The sequence below is a fragment of the Natronococcus sp. CG52 genome (genome assembly GCF_023913515.1).
Lineage (GTDB): Archaea > Halobacteriota > Halobacteria > Halobacteriales > Natrialbaceae > Natronococcus > Natronococcus zhouii.
Window position 1 is genome coordinate 189,763 of sequence record NZ_CP099392.1, and the last position, 15,320, is coordinate 205,082.

A 15,320-nucleotide genomic window follows, 5' to 3' on the forward strand; every position below is an offset into this window, starting at 1 on the left:
TATAGATTGTCCCGTAAAATCAGTTCTGATGATCAGTCATTTCGACTGTTTGGCAGAGAAGAATCGGTAGTACCTCGGAGTTAGATTAGCTAACATCAAACTTACCCGATAAACCGATAGCAGGGATGAAGAATGACAGTGTAATGATTCCTAAGAAAAAATCTACTGTGGCGGCGAACGCCGCGTTCAAGATCACCAGTCCGAGAACGCACGTTCCGACCGCGTGACCGATTGTGCTCGGAGACGGATCCGTATACGCTGTTTTCAGGGCACGTCCCGTCCAAATGAGGAAACTGATAAGGAGAAGTATTGTGAGCGATGTTTCCGAAAACGGCGGTGAGCGGGCAACGAGGAGTCCAATCACACCCGCCGACGCGACCACTACACCTATAATCGTAACCAGAACAGAGACGCCATCACTCTCACCCGTTTCACTTTCCCCTAAAAAAGTAACTGCAGCGATGTATGTGACTACGATTGCCGGTACGACGAACTCCCAGGCAGACAATTTACTAGGCGAGACGGCGGCCGTTATCCCGAGAAGAACATTTAGACCTCGACTTGCGCCCATGAGGAGGAAGCCAGCGGTTGATCCCTTAAACAGCCCGTCGTAGAGCAGAATCGTCACTGCGAGACAGACTGCAACGACTCCCGCAACGGCTTCAGCGATAGTGAAGGCGATTAAGATGCCTCCGATAAGCAGCGCGCTTCCTAATAGAAGCGCTTCTTGCCGGGAAACCTCCCCCGCAGGGATTGGACGTTCCGGACGAAAGCGGAGATCTTCGCTGACGTCAAAATAATCGTTGAACGTCGTTCCAGCTGCGTAGAGGCAGATTGACGCGATTCCAATCGCAATAGCGTTACTAGTTGATATCGCGTACCCGCTAGCGGTCGCGATCGCGAGACCAACCACGATATCCGGTGGCGCCGTAAAGAGGTTCGGAAGCCGTACTAAGCTCGCGTATCCTACGAGAGACCGACTGAATACATTGATAGTTGATTTGCTCATACTACGAAGACGCAGTTATCGTCGAATGTTCTCGTTAGGTCCAGCCATGCTCTTCTAGATACTGCATCGCTTCCTGTACGGTTTCCTCAACCGTTTCCTCGTATGGGTAGAGCTCAACTGTCACGAAGCCAGTGTAGTCACTCGCTTCGATCGCCTCGAGAAAGCCGTCGATGTCCATCCCTCCGTCACCGAGTTGAGTATGTTCATGGGTACGATCCGCCGGAATATCCTCGAGATGGTAGTGAGGTGTGTAGGCTTCCAACTGGTCGACCAGTTCTACCGGATCCTCACCGACACAGTAGAAGTGCCCGGCATCGAAGTTACAGCCGATCCGTGACGAGTCGAACGTATCGGCGAATTCGAGGAATTCGGTGGAGGACTCGATCAACAGGTGAGGCTCTGGTTCGACCAAGATGTCGACACCGACCGACTCGGCTGTCGGGATTACTTCTCGGATGCCGTCGACGAATGCGTCCATCGCTTCTTCTCGCGACGTTCCGTTCGGGACTGGCCCCCCGGGCGTAATCGAGATGTGATCGGCACCAAGTGCATTAGCGGTCTTGAGGGCGTTTTTCGTGTGCTCAATTCGTTTTTGACGATCCTCCGTCGAGGGCTCGATAAATGACGGATGGTGAAAGTCCTCGGTGTCGCGATCGTACTCGGCTCTCTTGCTCTCTTCGCTCAGATCGATCGCGCTGAGCATGAACGCGTTACAATTGCTCACGTCGATGTCGTTTTCAGAGAGCCATCTTCTGACCTGCTGAACGTCGCCTTCATCTGCGTCCTCTGGGAAGAGGTGGGGCTCATCGAGCAGAATTTCGACGCCATCGTAACCGGTGTCGGCGAGGATTTCGATACCGTCTTTCAAACTGTGCTGACGGAACGCGTTCATTGAGAAAGCAAAATCCATCGTTAGGCCTCATAGTTAAAATTCGGAGACTGGTTAAAGAACGTTAACGGGTTCTCGAAGACGACCTTTCGGACCTCCTCGCGGTCCCAGCCGCGGTCGAGCATCTTGTCACGCGCTTTCGGCACAGCGAGAGGATCGGACGGGTCCCAGTCGGCAGCGCTATTGAGCAACATTTTATCGGTACCGTACTCCTCTAGGATATCGATCGCTGTCTCGTCAGTAACTTTTCCTGGATACAGCGTAAAGCCGATCCAGCAGTCGGTCTCGGCCGAGATATCGATCGTGTTTGCTGTGTTATGGTCGAGAATGATGCGTTCTTCGGTGACGCCTTCGTCTTGAATCATTTCCACGAGACGCTCGGTCCCTTCCGGTTTACTCGTGTGTGGCGTGTGGACAATGACCGGTATCTCACGTTCCTCGGCCATCCGCAGTTGCCGTCTGAACGCGTACTCCTCCTCTTCGGTTCCTTGATCGAGGCCAATCTCACCCAGACCGACGACGTTCTCTCGGTCGAGGTATTCGCCGAGATCGTTCATTACTTGCTCGGCCATCTCCGGGTAGTTGGCTTCTTTTGGCTCGAGTCCGATCGTAACGTAGTGATCGATACCGGCTGCTCGCTCAGCGCGCTTCGTTTCGAAGCCGATAAGCCGTTCAAAGTAGTCGAAAAAAGACTCTGCGTGTTGCTTATCCGATCCGCTCCAGAATGCTGGTTCGATACAGCACTCTATTCCGGCTAACCGGGCACGCTCGTAGTCGTTGATCGATCGAGAGACCATATGCATATGCGGATCAATTATCGGAATCGACATATTCACTATATTGAAACATGATATATTAAACGTTGTGTTCTCATAGAGCCATCTACAAAAGAGGATAGAATTATACCTTCTAATCGATTGTATGCTACTATGCCAGAACACTGTCCTCACTGTCGTGAGCCTGTTAATTCAGTTCGAAAAGAACCTGAGCGAGGTCGCCCTTACGAAGTATGGCAGTGCGAAGATTGTGAGAAGGAGTGGCGACACCCGGAAGAGACAGTTCTCAATACGGACCTCGATTTTAGCGAAACCGGAGAACAGGTTTCACGGCGCAGATCAGATACTGATTTGTACTGGGACTAATCTGGTGGCAAATACACTATAGAAATACACAGTACTTATCAGAGTTAATTCGGTCAAGCGTATCGTTCAGCCATTCGGTCGAACTCTTTTTTATGCTCAGACGAACAGAACTCGTAGATTGCCCCCTCGTGAATCCTCGTAATTTCTTCTGCCTCGTGCAATCTACCATCACAAACCGTACAGGTCCTCTCTTTCATAGTTACAAATATCATCACTGAGAGCTAGATAAAAAAGATTGGGGTTCCCATCATTCAAAACCACGTAATAGTGAATTACATGGCACTGTCTAGTTCTGAACCTCCTCGGCTGGCGTGTTTCCGTCGAGCGCTTGATGCGGTCTTTGATGGTTGTAGTAATGCACGAACTGTTCAAGCCACTTGCGGATGCTCGCCCGACTGCCACCCACGAGTCATGGAAGCGGTCGATGCGCATTTTGAGGGTATAAAAACACTTTTCGACGTGGTTTCGGTCGGTATAGTGGACCTGACTGGTCAATCCTAATCGGCGGAGGGAAGTCCGATAGCCGAACTGATCGACGAGAAACTCAGCATCCGAAAGATCGTGTTTCTCGTGGAGTCGATGGAGGAACGCAACTGCCGGATCAGTGCCGTGTCGACCAAACAACGCGACGTCGAGGATTAACTTTGACTCGATGTCTATGGTGGCAGATAGCCAAGACCACTCGCCGTTGATCTTGACAGCGGTTTCGTCAACAGCGACCTGCGACGGCGTCGCCGTCCTCAGAACGCTTCGTATTCTGATGGGCTGCACGAGAGCTTCGCTCTCGTGGCCGTCAGCGGGTCGTGTCCGCTATCAGCCAGCCGATGTACCCATTCTAGACCGCTCCATGAGATCGTTCAACGCCTAATTCAGCGAGAATCGTTGTTGTCTCCCGGAGCGAACAACCGGTCTGGTGGAGGCGGACGGCGAACGACCTGACGGGTGTCGCCGTCCGCTCGTTCTCCCAAGATTCTTCTAAATCCGCCTCATAGCTCTCGCTGAGCAGGTCTGCGAGCATCAATCCAACTCAACTTCACGACCTGCTTACTTCTCAAACTGACTCATATAGAATCTAATGGAATCACTAGATACGAGCGGTACAACTGCGGCTGATTACCATCAATTCGATAGACACATCTCAAATCTTGAACACACAGAGGTGACGTAAATAGTAAACTTTTGTCTGTAGTCGCCCAGCGCTACTTAGTTTGAGTTCAAAGCCGGTGTGCAATCTGCGCAGCGGTATTCATCAATCGGTCCCGTTCTGCAGCCGTGAATTCGTACGGTTCTGGTTTGGCGACTCCGATCGTTCCCTTTAGTGTGTCATCTTGTCCGATAATTGGAGCAGCGATCGACCCTTCCATCCCCGTGTCACGTGCACGAGACTCAGCAACCCCGGAGTCGTCCGTCTGCAAGTTACACACTTCTACCGGCTCCATTCGCTTCGCTGCCAGTCCCGCCATCCCTTTTCCGATCGGGATTGTCTCAGTTCTGGCGAGGACAGACTCTGGAATACCTTTGTGAGCGACAATCTTCAGTTCGTCGCCTTTCTTCCGATGGAGAGTACCGGAGCTGCAATCGAACTCCTGGACAGTATCGCGAAGAAACGCCGCCATGTCTTCGTCAGCTCCCGACACTACGGAAGTAGAAGAGTCAGTGCACTTGTCATCCATGTGTATCGCTAGAGTATTTGGCACCATCTATTTTAATTTTTGGCCATCTAATACGATCGTTTTGGACTAATTGGTTCAGCAGTACACTCGTCGTACATCTCGAGCAATCGTAGAAACCGTTCCGATATCTTTTACTTTTCCGTCGCCTTGTTAGAGATTGTTAGACGATCACTTCGACGTATTAGCTCCTATAGATAGACGTTCTGGAGTTGCGAACGACAGGATCTATGCACGGGATCAGGAGTAGAGTTCGGACGGCTGACCAACGGGCCTGAGCAGTCACCTGGGTGGTTACAGACGACACAGACCGGGTCGGTGCTGCCTGCGGCAGCGCCGACCCACGGCCGGCTGTCGACTCGAAGACGCCGACCCACTTGCTGGCGGACAGCTTTTGCTGACACAGCAGGCTGACGAGATCCTTGATGAGACGTCAACCGCGGTCGAGGTGGTCGGCCACCTCGACCTCTCGATGTATGCACAAGAGGACCCGTACCCAGACTGGCTATCCGTTCTATAGTAACCGTTAGAACTTTCTACTCAAGAATTGTTGCCAAACGTAGTGGATCATCTCGAGGAAGTTTCTGTCGAGGAATTGCAAGATTCTCTCGACAACGTGGAGGGAAAAAGCCGACACAACGGCTATTAGCGGCAATTGCGTACAAAAACGGCGTCACGCAGACTGAACTAGCCGAGTGGTACGACGTTCAGCGACGGACGATCTATAGCTGGCTCGAGCGACTCGATACCGACGAGTCGCTTGAGCAGGCAGTTACTGATGCGCACCGATCTGGGATAACACGAAAGCTCTCAGAAAAAGATCAGAAAGAATTCAAAGAGGCTGTCCACGAATCACCTGAGGAAGTTAGAATTGACGCGCCGGCGTGGACGCCGGTACTCGTCCAGCAGTATCTTGACGAAATCTACGGAGTCGAGTACTCGATCCCGAGTTGCCGGCGGTTGCTCAAAGAAGCGGGATTAAGCTTTCAAAAACCACGCCGCACAGCCGGCGAATCTGAAGCTGAGGAGCAAGAAACGTTCCGCGAGGAGCTAAAAAAGGGGCGGGAGATGGACGCCACAGTAGTCTGTATCGATCAAACCAAGAAATTCGTGCAAGTTGAGCCGCATGCCGCGTGGTTTCCGCACGGCACGCGGCCAGCCGTCGAACTCTCTGGACAACGTGACTGGACATGTCTACTCGGCGCGATCACCGAAGACGGTGATCGCTTTTTCTCACGATTCGAAGAGTACATGACCGCCGAGCACGCGAAATATTTCATTCTCGCGCTATGCAAAGAATTTGAAGATGATCTGATCATTGTACTGGATGGAGCGCCGTACTTTCAGGCGTCGGCCGTCACGGACCTAGCGGCCCGTACGACTCCGCCTTCGTGAAATTGCCGACGTACTCACCAGAGCTAAACCCGGTCGAAGAGTGCTGGAGACAACTCCAATCAGCGCTTAGCAACCGGTTCTTTGACTCACTTCCTGAACTCACAACAGCGATCAATACCACTCTTGGTCAACTCTTTATACCCAAAGTGAGAAATTATTTCTGACCCCCTACTATAGACGGTGACGATCCACTGATCAGCTTCGAAGTTCTCTGGCTGGAAGAGTTCTCTGGCTGGAAGCGTTGATGATCGGATCGTGAGATCTAACCGGTCAAGGTGAACCGAATACTCGGCCAACGTAAACAAAGTAGCTCCGGTTGCAATACCGGTACATGCCTCACGTTCGCGTGTTAAGCACCGGTGGAACGATCGCATCGACGGACGGTCCGAACGGAGCGACACCCTCTGAAGATGGTGATGACCTTGTCACCGCAGTTCCTAAACTCGAGGAGGTAGCGAGTGTAGACACCGAATTCGTCTGCGACGAACTCAGCTTTCACCTGTCATTCTCGCACGTCACATCGCTGGTCCACGCTGTCGAGCGAGCGGCCGACGACGACGTCGATGGCGTCGTTGTTACCCACGGCACCGACACGATGGAAGAGTCCGCGTATTATCTCGATCTGGTGAGTGACGCTGATGTTCCGATCGTTTTTACTGGCGCGCAGCGACCTGCGGACAGCCCCGGTGCGGATGGGCCCGCGAACCTCCTGCAGGCGGTCCAAGTCGCGGCTGACGACCGGTTCGAGGATGGCGCGTACGTCGCCTTTGGAAACCTCGTTCACGCGGCCAGGTGGGTGTCGAAGGCGCGAGCGGGCCAGCCGGAAGCGTATGCCTCGCCTGGTGCGGGTCCGGTCGCAGAAGCCACAGCTGATGGGATAGCGCTCCGACGAGAGCCCAGCAGCGAGTCAGTGTCTCTGCCGGTCGTCGAGACAACAGCCCGAATCGAAATGATCCCCAGCGGACTGGCTGTTGATGCCCGACAACTTGAGCGTGCCGTCGCTGACGGTGTTGACGGAGTGGTCTTGGCGGCGAGCGGCATCGGGAACACGACACCAGAGATCGGTGACACCATCGCCGACGCGATTGACGCGGGTGTCCCGGTTGTCGTTGCGACGCGCTGTTTCGACGGTGCAGTGGCAGCCCGGTACGGTGGGCCCGGCGGCAGCCGAACAATCCGTGAGCACGGGACGATCCCGGCCAGTGATCTGCCGCCCTGGAAGGCCCGGATCAAACTCGGGCTAGCGCTATCAGCCTATGAGAAGCTCGAGGATGTTCGAACGGCGTTCGAAGAGCAGCGCGGCGTCGCGACGGCGGAGTAACCTACAGCTCCTGAATTCGATCGTAGAAGACCTCGTGAAATCGTTCTCCGCGCTCGATCATCACTCGTGATAGTCGTCCCATGATCCCTTCTCAGTGAGATCTCTGGAGCGACGCAGAGTGATGCATCTTCCCAACGAGCGCGTCGAATGCAGTCTCCAGCGTCTTATCCTCGAGATCAAGGTTGTACTCCTCGACGTCGTACGGCGCCAAGTTCGTCGAGTACCACGTCATCGCGTACTGGCCTTGGTAGAGCGGCGGGCGCATCCCCGGGATGTCCGAGTTGTGCGCGCTCTCGTCGCTGTATTCGTCCAGCTGGTCGAGGAACTCGAGCGCCTCGGCAACTTCCTCGGAGTCGAAGACGATCTCGCCGTCGGTGTTGACGAGGTTGCCGCCGTTGCCGAGGATGAGCGACATCACATGGACCGGGTGGAAGTGGGTTGTTCCCGAGGAAGACCGGGTGGCCGTAGCGGTTCTCCTCCTCGTCGGTGGCCATCTCGGCCGCCGTCTGGTACTCCTCCCACGAGTCGAACGGCGGCAGCGGCGCGCCGACATCCTCTAAAATGTCGTTGCGGGCCAGCAGGTTGAGCGCGGAGCCGTGGTCCGGGGCGAAGTAGTAGTCGCCATCGAGCTGGAACATGGCGTCTTCGTTCCAGTAGTCTTCGCCGCGGTCGTCGATCAGGTCGTTGATCGGCTGCATGAGCCACTCTCGGGCCGCCGCGACGTTGTTGCTGGGCGAGGCGAGCATCATGGCGTCGTACGGATCGCCGGTCGCGTGGGCCTGTGAGGCCTGCTGTGGCGCCTCGGCGAAATCACTGCGTTCGTACTCGATGCGGACGTCGTGCTCGTCCTCGAACTCGTCGAACATCTCTCGGAGTTCCTCTTGGACGGGCCCGTACGCCGAGTTGATGACGCGAAGCGTCTCTGTGCCATCGTTGCCGAGAATGCCGATGTCGGAGGTACAGCCGGCAAGCGCGAGCGCACCCGACGCTCCAGCCGCCTACAGGAAGCGCCACCGTCTGTACGAGCCGTTTGCCGTTCTATGATCTTTCCGCGTTTATTTCAAATGGAAATTCATGCAATCTCCCCTCATTCGATTCTGGAAGCAAATATTGTTTCCACTCTCGAGTGTTGGGATCACCATAATCACCAATGTCCGGATGAGGTGCAACATCATCATACTCCTCTAGCCGGTCTCTGATGACCGAGCGAGCACGTTGACCTTCTATCGTATCTCCACTAACATCGTCGAGGATCTTCCGTGGCTGGATTGTTATCTCTAATCCGTACGGCGTATACCTACTCTTTCGCTCCGTATAGAACGGAGCGCGGCCGACGATAAACATTGATTCTCCAGAGAAGCAAAATTCCCACTCCGGATGGTTTGGATCTTCAGGAATATCACCGGGCCATGGTTCCGGATCCCGTTCGTTTAGGAACTCGAGAACTCTCCAAAATTGATCACGGTATTCCTGTTCGCTTTGATCCCTCTGAGGTGGTTTGAAAAATATTACCAAGGTCGTTCGGTCGGCTATCGACTGACACCATTCGAGATATTGTCGCAATCCCTCTCTCACCTTGAGAAGTGCATCACGATCACGAGCATCTCCCGCGAAGAGGTAACGAGCGGTATCGTTACGTTCAGCATTCACCGCGAAGTAACATGGATAGCGAGCGCTCCGCATCGTCTCTCTGAATTCGATATATCTCTTTTTCTTCCACGCGATAAGCTCTCTCGCTTCTATCGCGTCTTGCAATTCAGATCGATTAAATAGTAATCCTGTTCCCTTCATGGTTAAAAATCACTCGAGGTGACATTTAATCCTCAAAGTGTCGTCCTGAGAGAAGCTCGTTTTTCTCGTACTCTTCACGCGTTTCGGCTCCACTGATCTCTGCAACCTCCTCGGGAACCGAGACAACCGAGTACCCAACATCTCGTCCGATAGCGACGGTATCGACATCCGGAATGATCATCGTTTTAACATTCGGATGGTCCTCGTAGACGTCCTCAATTAGCTCTCGGCGCTCCTGTGCGGTGAGTGGGTTCTTTTCGCTGAGTTCGGTGTCCCGGATGGCGATAATAACGTCTTTTCCGTTATCAGCGGCTGAATCGATGATCGTCCGGTGACCATCGTGGAGCGGTTGCCAGCGACCGATGAAGATGTGGCTCGGATCGGACTTGAGTTCCAGTTCCGTATTGACCTTCTTGATACTCTCTTCCTCCGAATGCGTTGCCGTCCGAACTTCGAGTCCGATCTCTTCTATCTCTGGTTCCTCGAACGGGGCATCAATACCGGTAAAACCCTCGATCTCACCCTTTCGGGCCTGCTCGTACATTCCTTTTACATCGCGTTCCTCACACACTTCGACAGGTGTACTGACGTGGACGAACGAGACATTCTCGATCTTCTCGGCGATCAGTTCTCGCTGAGACCGATACGGGGTGATGAACGACGCGACGACATCGAACCCCTGTTCGTTCAACGCTTGTGCAACTCCAGCGGCTCGTCTGAGGTTCTCGGTTCGATCCTCCTTCGAAAACCCGAGATCCGAATTGAGAGTATCCCGAAGATAATCCCCGTCTAAGTGGACTGTCCTCGGACCGACTAACCCCTCGGCGAGCGTCGTCTTTCCGGAACACGGCAGTCCGAAGAGCCATATGGTTTCTCCAGACATCAATTGATCTCCTCCGTGAGACGTGTGCATCCATCCGCTTCGTTCCGAATTTTATCGATGGGAGTGGCTTCGACACTGTATGCCTCGGCCAGTTTCGACGCCGCGTTTGGTGCGTCGTTAGAGATGACCATTGCTGCGTCGGCTATGTTCGTGGAATTCATCATCGTCGGTCTCGATAGTCGTGATCTTGGTATCGACGAGCGATGCGAGTTACCTCGCAGCTATTCCTTGCTGCTTCGCTCAGATCCATTCCGACTCCTCCGTGTATCCCAGTTCCTCGATTACTTCGGTATACGTCTCGTCGGCTCGATCGAGTGCGCTCGTAATGAGGTCCTCCCTGTCTCGCCAGCGAGCGAGTCTCGGATCCTTCGTCGTCATTACTTTATTCGGACTTTCAACATTCTCCGAAAGCAGTGCTGACTCACCGAGATCGGTGAAATCGATGATTTCCTTGATAGTGGAACGTGTGTCGGTGAGAACATCCTCGAATCGAACTCGAAGGACGTTCTCGAACGTGTCGCGGCCATCGAGGATATGGCAATGGGCTTCAGCCCACTGCATCAAGCAGACGTCGATGAGTTTTCCCTCGCTCATCCATCCCGGCGGGAGATCGTAGCACCACAGCGAGCCATCGTATCCGTCGAGATCGAGATCACCCACGTCGTAGGTTTGGAACCCCCTGTTCAGCCGCCATCCGTCGTAGAGACCGTTGATTGACGCCGCTGGGTTCCGTGTGAGATGAACTACTTTAACATCGGTTTCGGGAAATAGCTGTTCGCGGATCCACGGGAGCCGGTATGCGTCGCCGCTCGCTTTTAGGACGAGTGTCCGCTCGAAGTCGTCAGCTGTGAGACCGCACTTGTAACTGTGCGAAGAAACGAACGGTCGATCCTCGATCGTTTCGGTTTTGAACGGACCGTTTGCGTCTCGTTCTGCATATTCGTCGTACTGCAACGGTGAGATTCCGAGCTCCTCGAGTATCTCATCGAGCGACGCTCCTTCGAGCAACTCTTCGCGTACCTCCTCGTACGGGAGTTCTCGATCGGGGAACTGCAACGGAAGCCGGATAACCGTATTATCCACACGATGCGTTTGATCGCCAGATGGTTCGGTTGCACCGACCTCGGTGAGGAGATCCGTTAGGAGCTTTTCTCTATCAAATGACTCGAAGTCAGCCGGAATGACGTCGGATTCGAACGTCGGGTAACAGATTCCGTTTAGGGTGTACCATCGGTCGTGTTCGCCATCGAGACTACACGTTTCTTCGTGGTGCCGGAGGATATCGAAAAGGAGACTACTTCCCCCTCTCGGAGCCGACGTGATGAGCAACACGCTGTCAAAGTCGTCAATTTGATACTCTGACAGAATCGATCGTTTTTCCTCTGAGACGACCTCGCTCTTTACGAATTCGTAGTTCTCTTTGGCCTGCTTGCGGAAATCGCTTGGAGGCTTTTCAAGACTCACCAGCTGTCACCTTCTACTGTGTCTACCGAATCGATCCATAGTCGTAATCGACTGTTCAATTTCAGTAATCGTGATCGCGTCAACATAGTTTGCTATTTGTCATCCATTACCATAGTAGCAATTGCGGGTCTGTACGGGTGATCGATCGCTATTTGGCAAAGGCCGACGAATAGACGTACTCTTGCGATGAGTCGAGAAGTGAATGCGGGCTTCATATGCAGGGAGACTAGTAGAGCCTCCAGTTAATCCGTACCCAGTTGGGCATCCTACTGAAGATAGGCCTTTCGGACGGCGTCGAGAACGTCTTTCTTCGCAAGGTCAGCGAGCGCCTCTGCGGCGGCGATTTTCATCGCCTCGTTGATTCCGATCGCCCGAACGTCGAGTGCGTCGCGGAAGAGAAACGGGAAGCTAAGCACGTTGTTGATCTGGTTCGGATCGTCCGAGCGGCCGGTCGCCGTGATGACAGTATCGTCGCGAGCTGCTTTCGCCTCCGCGTAGCCGATCTCGGGATCCGGATTCGCCATCGCGAAGACGATCGGATTGTCGGCCATGGACCGAATCATCTCCTAGTCAACGATCCCGCCGACCGACAGGCCGACGAAGACGTCCGCACCGGCGATCGCGTTCGCCAGACCCCTTCAGGGACGTTGCGAGCGAACTCTCGGCCGTACGGATCTAGCTTACCCGCATTCGCCCGCTCGGTCGTGAGGATGCCATCGATATCGACCATCGTAATATTCTCCGTTCGGACGCCCAGTGAGACGTAAAACCGGGCTGTCGCGACCGCTGCTGCGCCGGCGCCCGCGAACGTGACGTTCACCGACTCGAGATCTGTGAGACACTACTATCGTCAGAGTTCGAGACGCCACTCGCCGAATCCGAATGCGATCTTTCCCTACGATCGTAGCCCAAGAATCGTTCGTTACCCCCATTCAAATCCTCTATAGATACAGGGGTACTGAGAGGGGCCGTTATAGAAGAAAGTCCGCCGAAATGGGCGTACCTGTTCGGCTGAATGAACAGTAGACAGTATAAAATACGCTAACCGTCGTTACACTATTAAATCGGCGTATCGACGTTCAATCCGACATCACGATGAGCGATAGTGAGCGGACAGGCGACTCGAGCGGTTCAGTTCTCGTCACGGGGGGTACCGGATTCCTCGGCCTTCACACGTGCCAGTACTTCCGCGACCAGGGATGGAACGTCGCCGCATTTGATCTCAAACCGTTCGGGGAGGAGGACGACACGGACGGAATCGCCTTCGTCGAAGGTGACGTCCGGAGCGAGGAATCCGTCGCCGATGCGCTCGAGGAGAGCGGTGCTACCGCAGTAGTGCACACGGCGGCCGCACTCCCGCTGTGGGACGCCGACCGCATCCGCGAGACGACTATCGACGGGACGCGAAACGTACTCTGGGCGGCGAGGGACCATGGCATCGAGCGGGTCTGTTACATCTCCTCGACCGCGGTGTACGGGACCCACGACGAACATCCCATCACCGAGGAGTCGCCGCTGGAGGGGGTCGGTCCCTACGGCGAGGCCAAGATCCAGGCCGAGAAGATCTGCCAGGACTTCCGCCGCATGGGAATGTGCATCCCTATCCTCCGTCCGAAGACGTTCATCGGTCCGCAGCGACTCGGCGTGTTCCAGGTGCTGTTCGACTGGATCGAAGACGGTGCGAACGTCCCGCTCGTCGGGCGGGGAGACAACCACTACCAGCTGCTACACGTCCGCGACCTCGTCACTGCCATCGACCTGATGCTCACCGGAGACGAGGAGACGGTGAACGACACGTTCAACGTCGGCACCGACGAGTTCGGCACGATGAGGGAGGACTTTCAGGCCCCCATCGACTACGCGGGGACGGGGAAGCGAACCATCGGAACGCCCGCCTTTCTCACGGTCGCGGTCCTCCGCCTGCTCGAAAAGGCGAATCTCTCTCCGCTGTACCCGTGGGTCTACGAGACCGCCCACAAGGATTCCTACGTCTCCGTCGAGAAGCTCGAGCGGCTCGGCTGGGAGCCCGAGTACTCCAACCAGAAGGCGCTCGTGGAGACGTACGAGTGGTACTTGGAGAACTACGAGGCCGACACGGAAGACGACGAGACCGGCCTCGATCACCGCGTCGCGTGGGATCAGGGTGCCCTCACCGTTGCGAAGAAGGTCTCACAGCGAATCTGAAAGGAACGCCGTAGAAAAGGGTAGTGAAAACTCCCGTACGCTAAACTAGGATTTCAACTCGACCGCTTCTACCAGAAAACCAGAACTGGCGGTAACGTGCAATAGGAGTTCCCCAGTGAAATTGACCGATAGAATGAGGTGGCTCTCTGCTGTCCGTAACGGTACGGTCGGTGTAATTCGCCACCATGTCTATACGTTCACGTCTCCGGGCTCACTTCGGTTGGATCGCCATCGTCGGCCTGAGCGTCGCCGTCTCGTTCATTATCGGATTGGTCATCGTCGGATGGGCGAGGTACCCTCCCGGCGATTTGCCGTCGATCGCGACCGATCCGGCGTTCTTCCAGCACACGGGCTGGTACATCCTCGAGGGCGGCGTTCCGTACGTCGACGTCTGGGACGTGAACCCGCCTGTGCCGTTCGGTATCGCGGCCGGTCTCGCCGTCCTCTCCGGCGGAAACATGCTCGTTCTGTACGGCCTCAGCGTGATGCTCACGGTGGTCGTTACCGCCACGAGTGTGCTGCTCGTCGGATGGATGGCACGCTTCGTGACCGAAAACGACGCGGCGGCAGTCGCCGCCGGCCTCACGATGCTCGTCATTCCGGGACTGTTCGTCCTCCCTTCGGAGGGGATCCGAGCGCAGTTTTACGCCCTCTTTTTCGGCGCCCTCGCGCTCGCGCTCGCCCTCCGCGACCGGCCGTTTCTCGCCGGGGCCGTCGCGGCACTGAGCGCCGGTTCGTGGCAGCCGGGGGGCGTCTTCGCGCTGCTGGTCGTCGGGATGGCGTACCAGCGAGCCGGGAGAAAGAGCGCGCTCTGGACCGTCGCTGGCGGCGGTTCGGTAACCGGAGTAGTCGTTCTCGCGTTCGCGGCCGTGGGAGCGCTCGTCCCCATGGTCGTGGAAACAGTGGTCGCGCCGCTGGTCGCCGGCTCGTCGTATACCCTGGCCGAGCGCGTCTACGGGGTACTGCTCGCGTTCGGCTACAGTTCGGTCCTCCTCCCGGTGGCGCTTTACGGCTGGGGATACGCCGTCGTTGCCGATTTCCGGGAGCGATGGTGGATATCGGCGGGTGGCTTACTATTCGGCCTCCAAGTGCTGTTCGTCGACTTGGACGGCTCGACGGACGCAGTCCTCTGGCTCGTTTTCGTCGCACTCGGCGTCGCTATTACCGTCGAACGCGCGACCGCGCGGCGGTCAGTGACGGGAGACCACCGCGATCACGATACGATCCGGATGACCCGCCATCGGAAGATCGTCGCCCTCGTCATCGGGCTGCTCATCCTCTCGGGGATGGGCTGGTACGTCGGCTCGCCGCCGCCGAAGTCGACGCTCGAAACGATGGAGCAGGAGGCCGACGTCGACGAGAGCCTTCCGATGTCGCCGAGGGATGCGGACGTTCCGTCGATGCAGACCATCTACTGGGAACAGATAAAGCCGGAGGTTTGCCACTACCGGGTGAGTTGGAACGAGATCCGGTGGATCGTGGTGACCGACGACCGATTGGACAGAGAGGAGTGTGGCGCGTGGCCGAACCGAATCGATCGTAGCTAGTGGTTCAACTTCGTAACAGGTTGAA

12 protein-coding genes and 4 pseudogenes are annotated in these 15,320 nt (G+C 55.5%); 5 read left to right on the forward strand and 11 right to left on the reverse strand.

Annotated elements, in window-relative coordinates; all coding sequences use genetic code 11:
* Positions 1–85: 85 nt before the first annotated feature.
* The 5 genes and pseudogenes from NED97_RS20525 to NED97_RS20545 all read right to left on the reverse strand — a co-directional run bounded on the left by NED97_RS20525 (position 86) and on the right by NED97_RS20545 (position 4,713).
* Positions 86–1,009 (reverse strand): UbiA family prenyltransferase, encoded by a 924-nt coding sequence (locus NED97_RS20525; protein ID WP_252490938.1) that lies wholly within the window; start codon positions 1,007–1,009, stop codon positions 86–88.
* A 34-nt stretch (positions 1,010–1,043) separates the two neighbouring features.
* Positions 1,044–1,919 (reverse strand): sugar phosphate isomerase/epimerase family protein, encoded by an 876-nt coding sequence (locus NED97_RS20530; RefSeq protein WP_252490939.1) that lies wholly within the window; start codon positions 1,917–1,919, stop codon positions 1,044–1,046.
* Positions 1,920–1,921: 2 nt separating this feature from the next.
* Complete coding sequence (locus NED97_RS20535) at positions 1,922–2,701, reverse strand: TatD family hydrolase (protein WP_252490946.1); 780 nt, start codon at positions 2,699–2,701, stop codon at positions 1,922–1,924.
* Between the two features lie 625 nt (positions 2,702–3,326).
* Positions 3,327–4,061, reverse strand: a pseudogene (locus NED97_RS20540) (IS6 family transposase).
* A gap of 193 nt (positions 4,062–4,254) precedes the next feature.
* Positions 4,255–4,713, reverse strand: coding sequence for a GAF domain-containing protein (locus NED97_RS20545; RefSeq protein ID WP_252490940.1), 459 nt, complete (start codon positions 4,711–4,713; stop codon positions 4,255–4,257).
* 559 nt (positions 4,714–5,272) lie between these two features.
* Between NED97_RS20545 and NED97_RS20550 the strand changes: the two are divergent.
* Both NED97_RS20550 and NED97_RS20555 read left to right on the forward strand, forming a co-directional pair.
* Positions 5,273–6,269: pseudogene (locus tag NED97_RS20550) on the forward strand (IS630 family transposase).
* Positions 6,270–6,436: 167 nt separating this feature from the next.
* Positions 6,437–7,426: an asparaginase gene (locus NED97_RS20555; protein ID WP_252490941.1), complete on the forward strand. Its 990-nt coding sequence runs from the start codon at positions 6,437–6,439 to the stop codon at positions 7,424–7,426.
* A gap of 91 nt (positions 7,427–7,517) precedes the next feature.
* Here the strand turns inward: NED97_RS20555 and NED97_RS20560 are convergent, their stop codons facing one another.
* A complete protein-coding gene (locus NED97_RS20560; protein ID WP_252490953.1) occupies positions 7,518–7,841 on the reverse strand; it encodes a hypothetical protein in 324 nt (107 codons plus the stop codon).
* On the opposite strand from NED97_RS20560, the gene NED97_RS20565 reads away from it, so the two are divergent.
* On the forward strand, positions 7,831–7,986 hold the full coding sequence (locus tag NED97_RS20565) for a hypothetical protein (RefSeq protein WP_252490954.1): 156 nt from the start codon (positions 7,831–7,833) through the stop codon (positions 7,984–7,986). The two genes, NED97_RS20560 and NED97_RS20565, sit on opposite strands and share 11 nt — an antisense overlap.
* Here NED97_RS20565 and NED97_RS20570 read toward each other — a convergent pair.
* The 5 genes and pseudogenes from NED97_RS20570 to NED97_RS20590 form a co-directional block, all read right to left on the reverse strand.
* Positions 7,951–8,292: pseudogene (locus NED97_RS20570) on the reverse strand (ABC transporter substrate-binding protein); the annotation flags it as partial. The gene NED97_RS20565 and the pseudogene NED97_RS20570 sit on opposite strands and share 36 nt — an antisense overlap.
* Positions 8,293–8,464: 172 nt before the next feature.
* A complete protein-coding gene (locus NED97_RS20575; protein ID WP_252490676.1) occupies positions 8,465–9,217 on the reverse strand; it encodes a YqcI/YcgG family protein in 753 nt (250 codons plus the stop codon).
* Positions 9,218–9,242: 25 nt separating this feature from the next.
* Positions 9,243–10,100, reverse strand: coding sequence for an adenylyl-sulfate kinase (cysC, locus tag NED97_RS20580; protein WP_252490677.1), 858 nt, complete (start codon positions 10,098–10,100; stop codon positions 9,243–9,245).
* Positions 10,101–10,340: 240 nt separating this feature from the next.
* Positions 10,341–11,564, reverse strand: a complete 1,224-nt coding sequence (locus NED97_RS20585; RefSeq protein WP_252490678.1) for a sulfotransferase — start codon at positions 11,562–11,564, stop codon at positions 10,341–10,343.
* 275 nt (positions 11,565–11,839) lie between these two features.
* A pseudogene (locus tag NED97_RS20590) lies at positions 11,840–12,393 on the reverse strand (malic enzyme-like NAD(P)-binding protein); the annotation flags it as partial.
* A 266-nt stretch (positions 12,394–12,659) separates the two neighbouring features.
* Here NED97_RS20590 and NED97_RS20595 point away from each other — a divergent pair.
* Both NED97_RS20595 and NED97_RS20600 read left to right on the forward strand, forming a co-directional pair.
* On the forward strand, positions 12,660–13,748 hold the full coding sequence (locus NED97_RS20595) for an NAD-dependent epimerase/dehydratase family protein (RefSeq protein WP_252490679.1): 1,089 nt from the start codon (positions 12,660–12,662) through the stop codon (positions 13,746–13,748).
* Positions 13,749–13,933: 185 nt separating this feature from the next.
* Entirely contained in the window at positions 13,934–15,295 is a 1,362-nt protein-coding gene (locus tag NED97_RS20600) for a DolP-mannose mannosyltransferase (RefSeq protein ID WP_252490680.1), read from the forward strand.
* Positions 15,296–15,320: the final 25 nt, after the last annotated feature.

Coding starts and splice junctions, on each gene's coding strand:
- NED97_RS20525 (WP_252490938.1), bottom strand. CDS start 1,009: ATGAGCAAATCAACTATCAATGTATTCAGTCGGTCTCTCGTAGGATAC.
- NED97_RS20530 (WP_252490939.1), bottom strand. CDS start 1,919: ATGGATTTTGCTTTCTCAATGAACGCGTTCCGTCAGCACAGTTTGAAA.
- NED97_RS20535 (WP_252490946.1), bottom strand. CDS start 2,701: ATGCATATGGTCTCTCGATCGATCAACGACTACGAGCGTGCCCGGTTA.
- NED97_RS20545 (WP_252490940.1), bottom strand. CDS start 4,713: ATGGATGACAAGTGCACTGACTCTTCTACTTCCGTAGTGTCGGGAGCT.
- NED97_RS20555 (WP_252490941.1), top strand. CDS start 6,437: ATGCCTCACGTTCGCGTGTTAAGCACCGGTGGAACGATCGCATCGACG.
- NED97_RS20565 (WP_252490954.1), top strand. CDS start 7,831: ATGAGCGACATCACATGGACCGGGTGGAAGTGGGTTGTTCCCGAGGAA.
- NED97_RS20560 (WP_252490953.1), bottom strand. CDS start 7,841: ATGTCGCTCATCCTCGGCAACGGCGGCAACCTCGTCAACACCGACGGC.
- NED97_RS20575 (WP_252490676.1), bottom strand. CDS start 9,217: ATGAAGGGAACAGGATTACTATTTAATCGATCTGAATTGCAAGACGCG.
- cysC (WP_252490677.1), bottom strand. CDS start 10,100: ATGTCTGGAGAAACCATATGGCTCTTCGGACTGCCGTGTTCCGGAAAG.
- NED97_RS20595 (WP_252490679.1), top strand. CDS start 12,660: ATGAGCGATAGTGAGCGGACAGGCGACTCGAGCGGTTCAGTTCTCGTC.
- NED97_RS20600 (WP_252490680.1), top strand. CDS start 13,934: ATGTCTATACGTTCACGTCTCCGGGCTCACTTCGGTTGGATCGCCATC.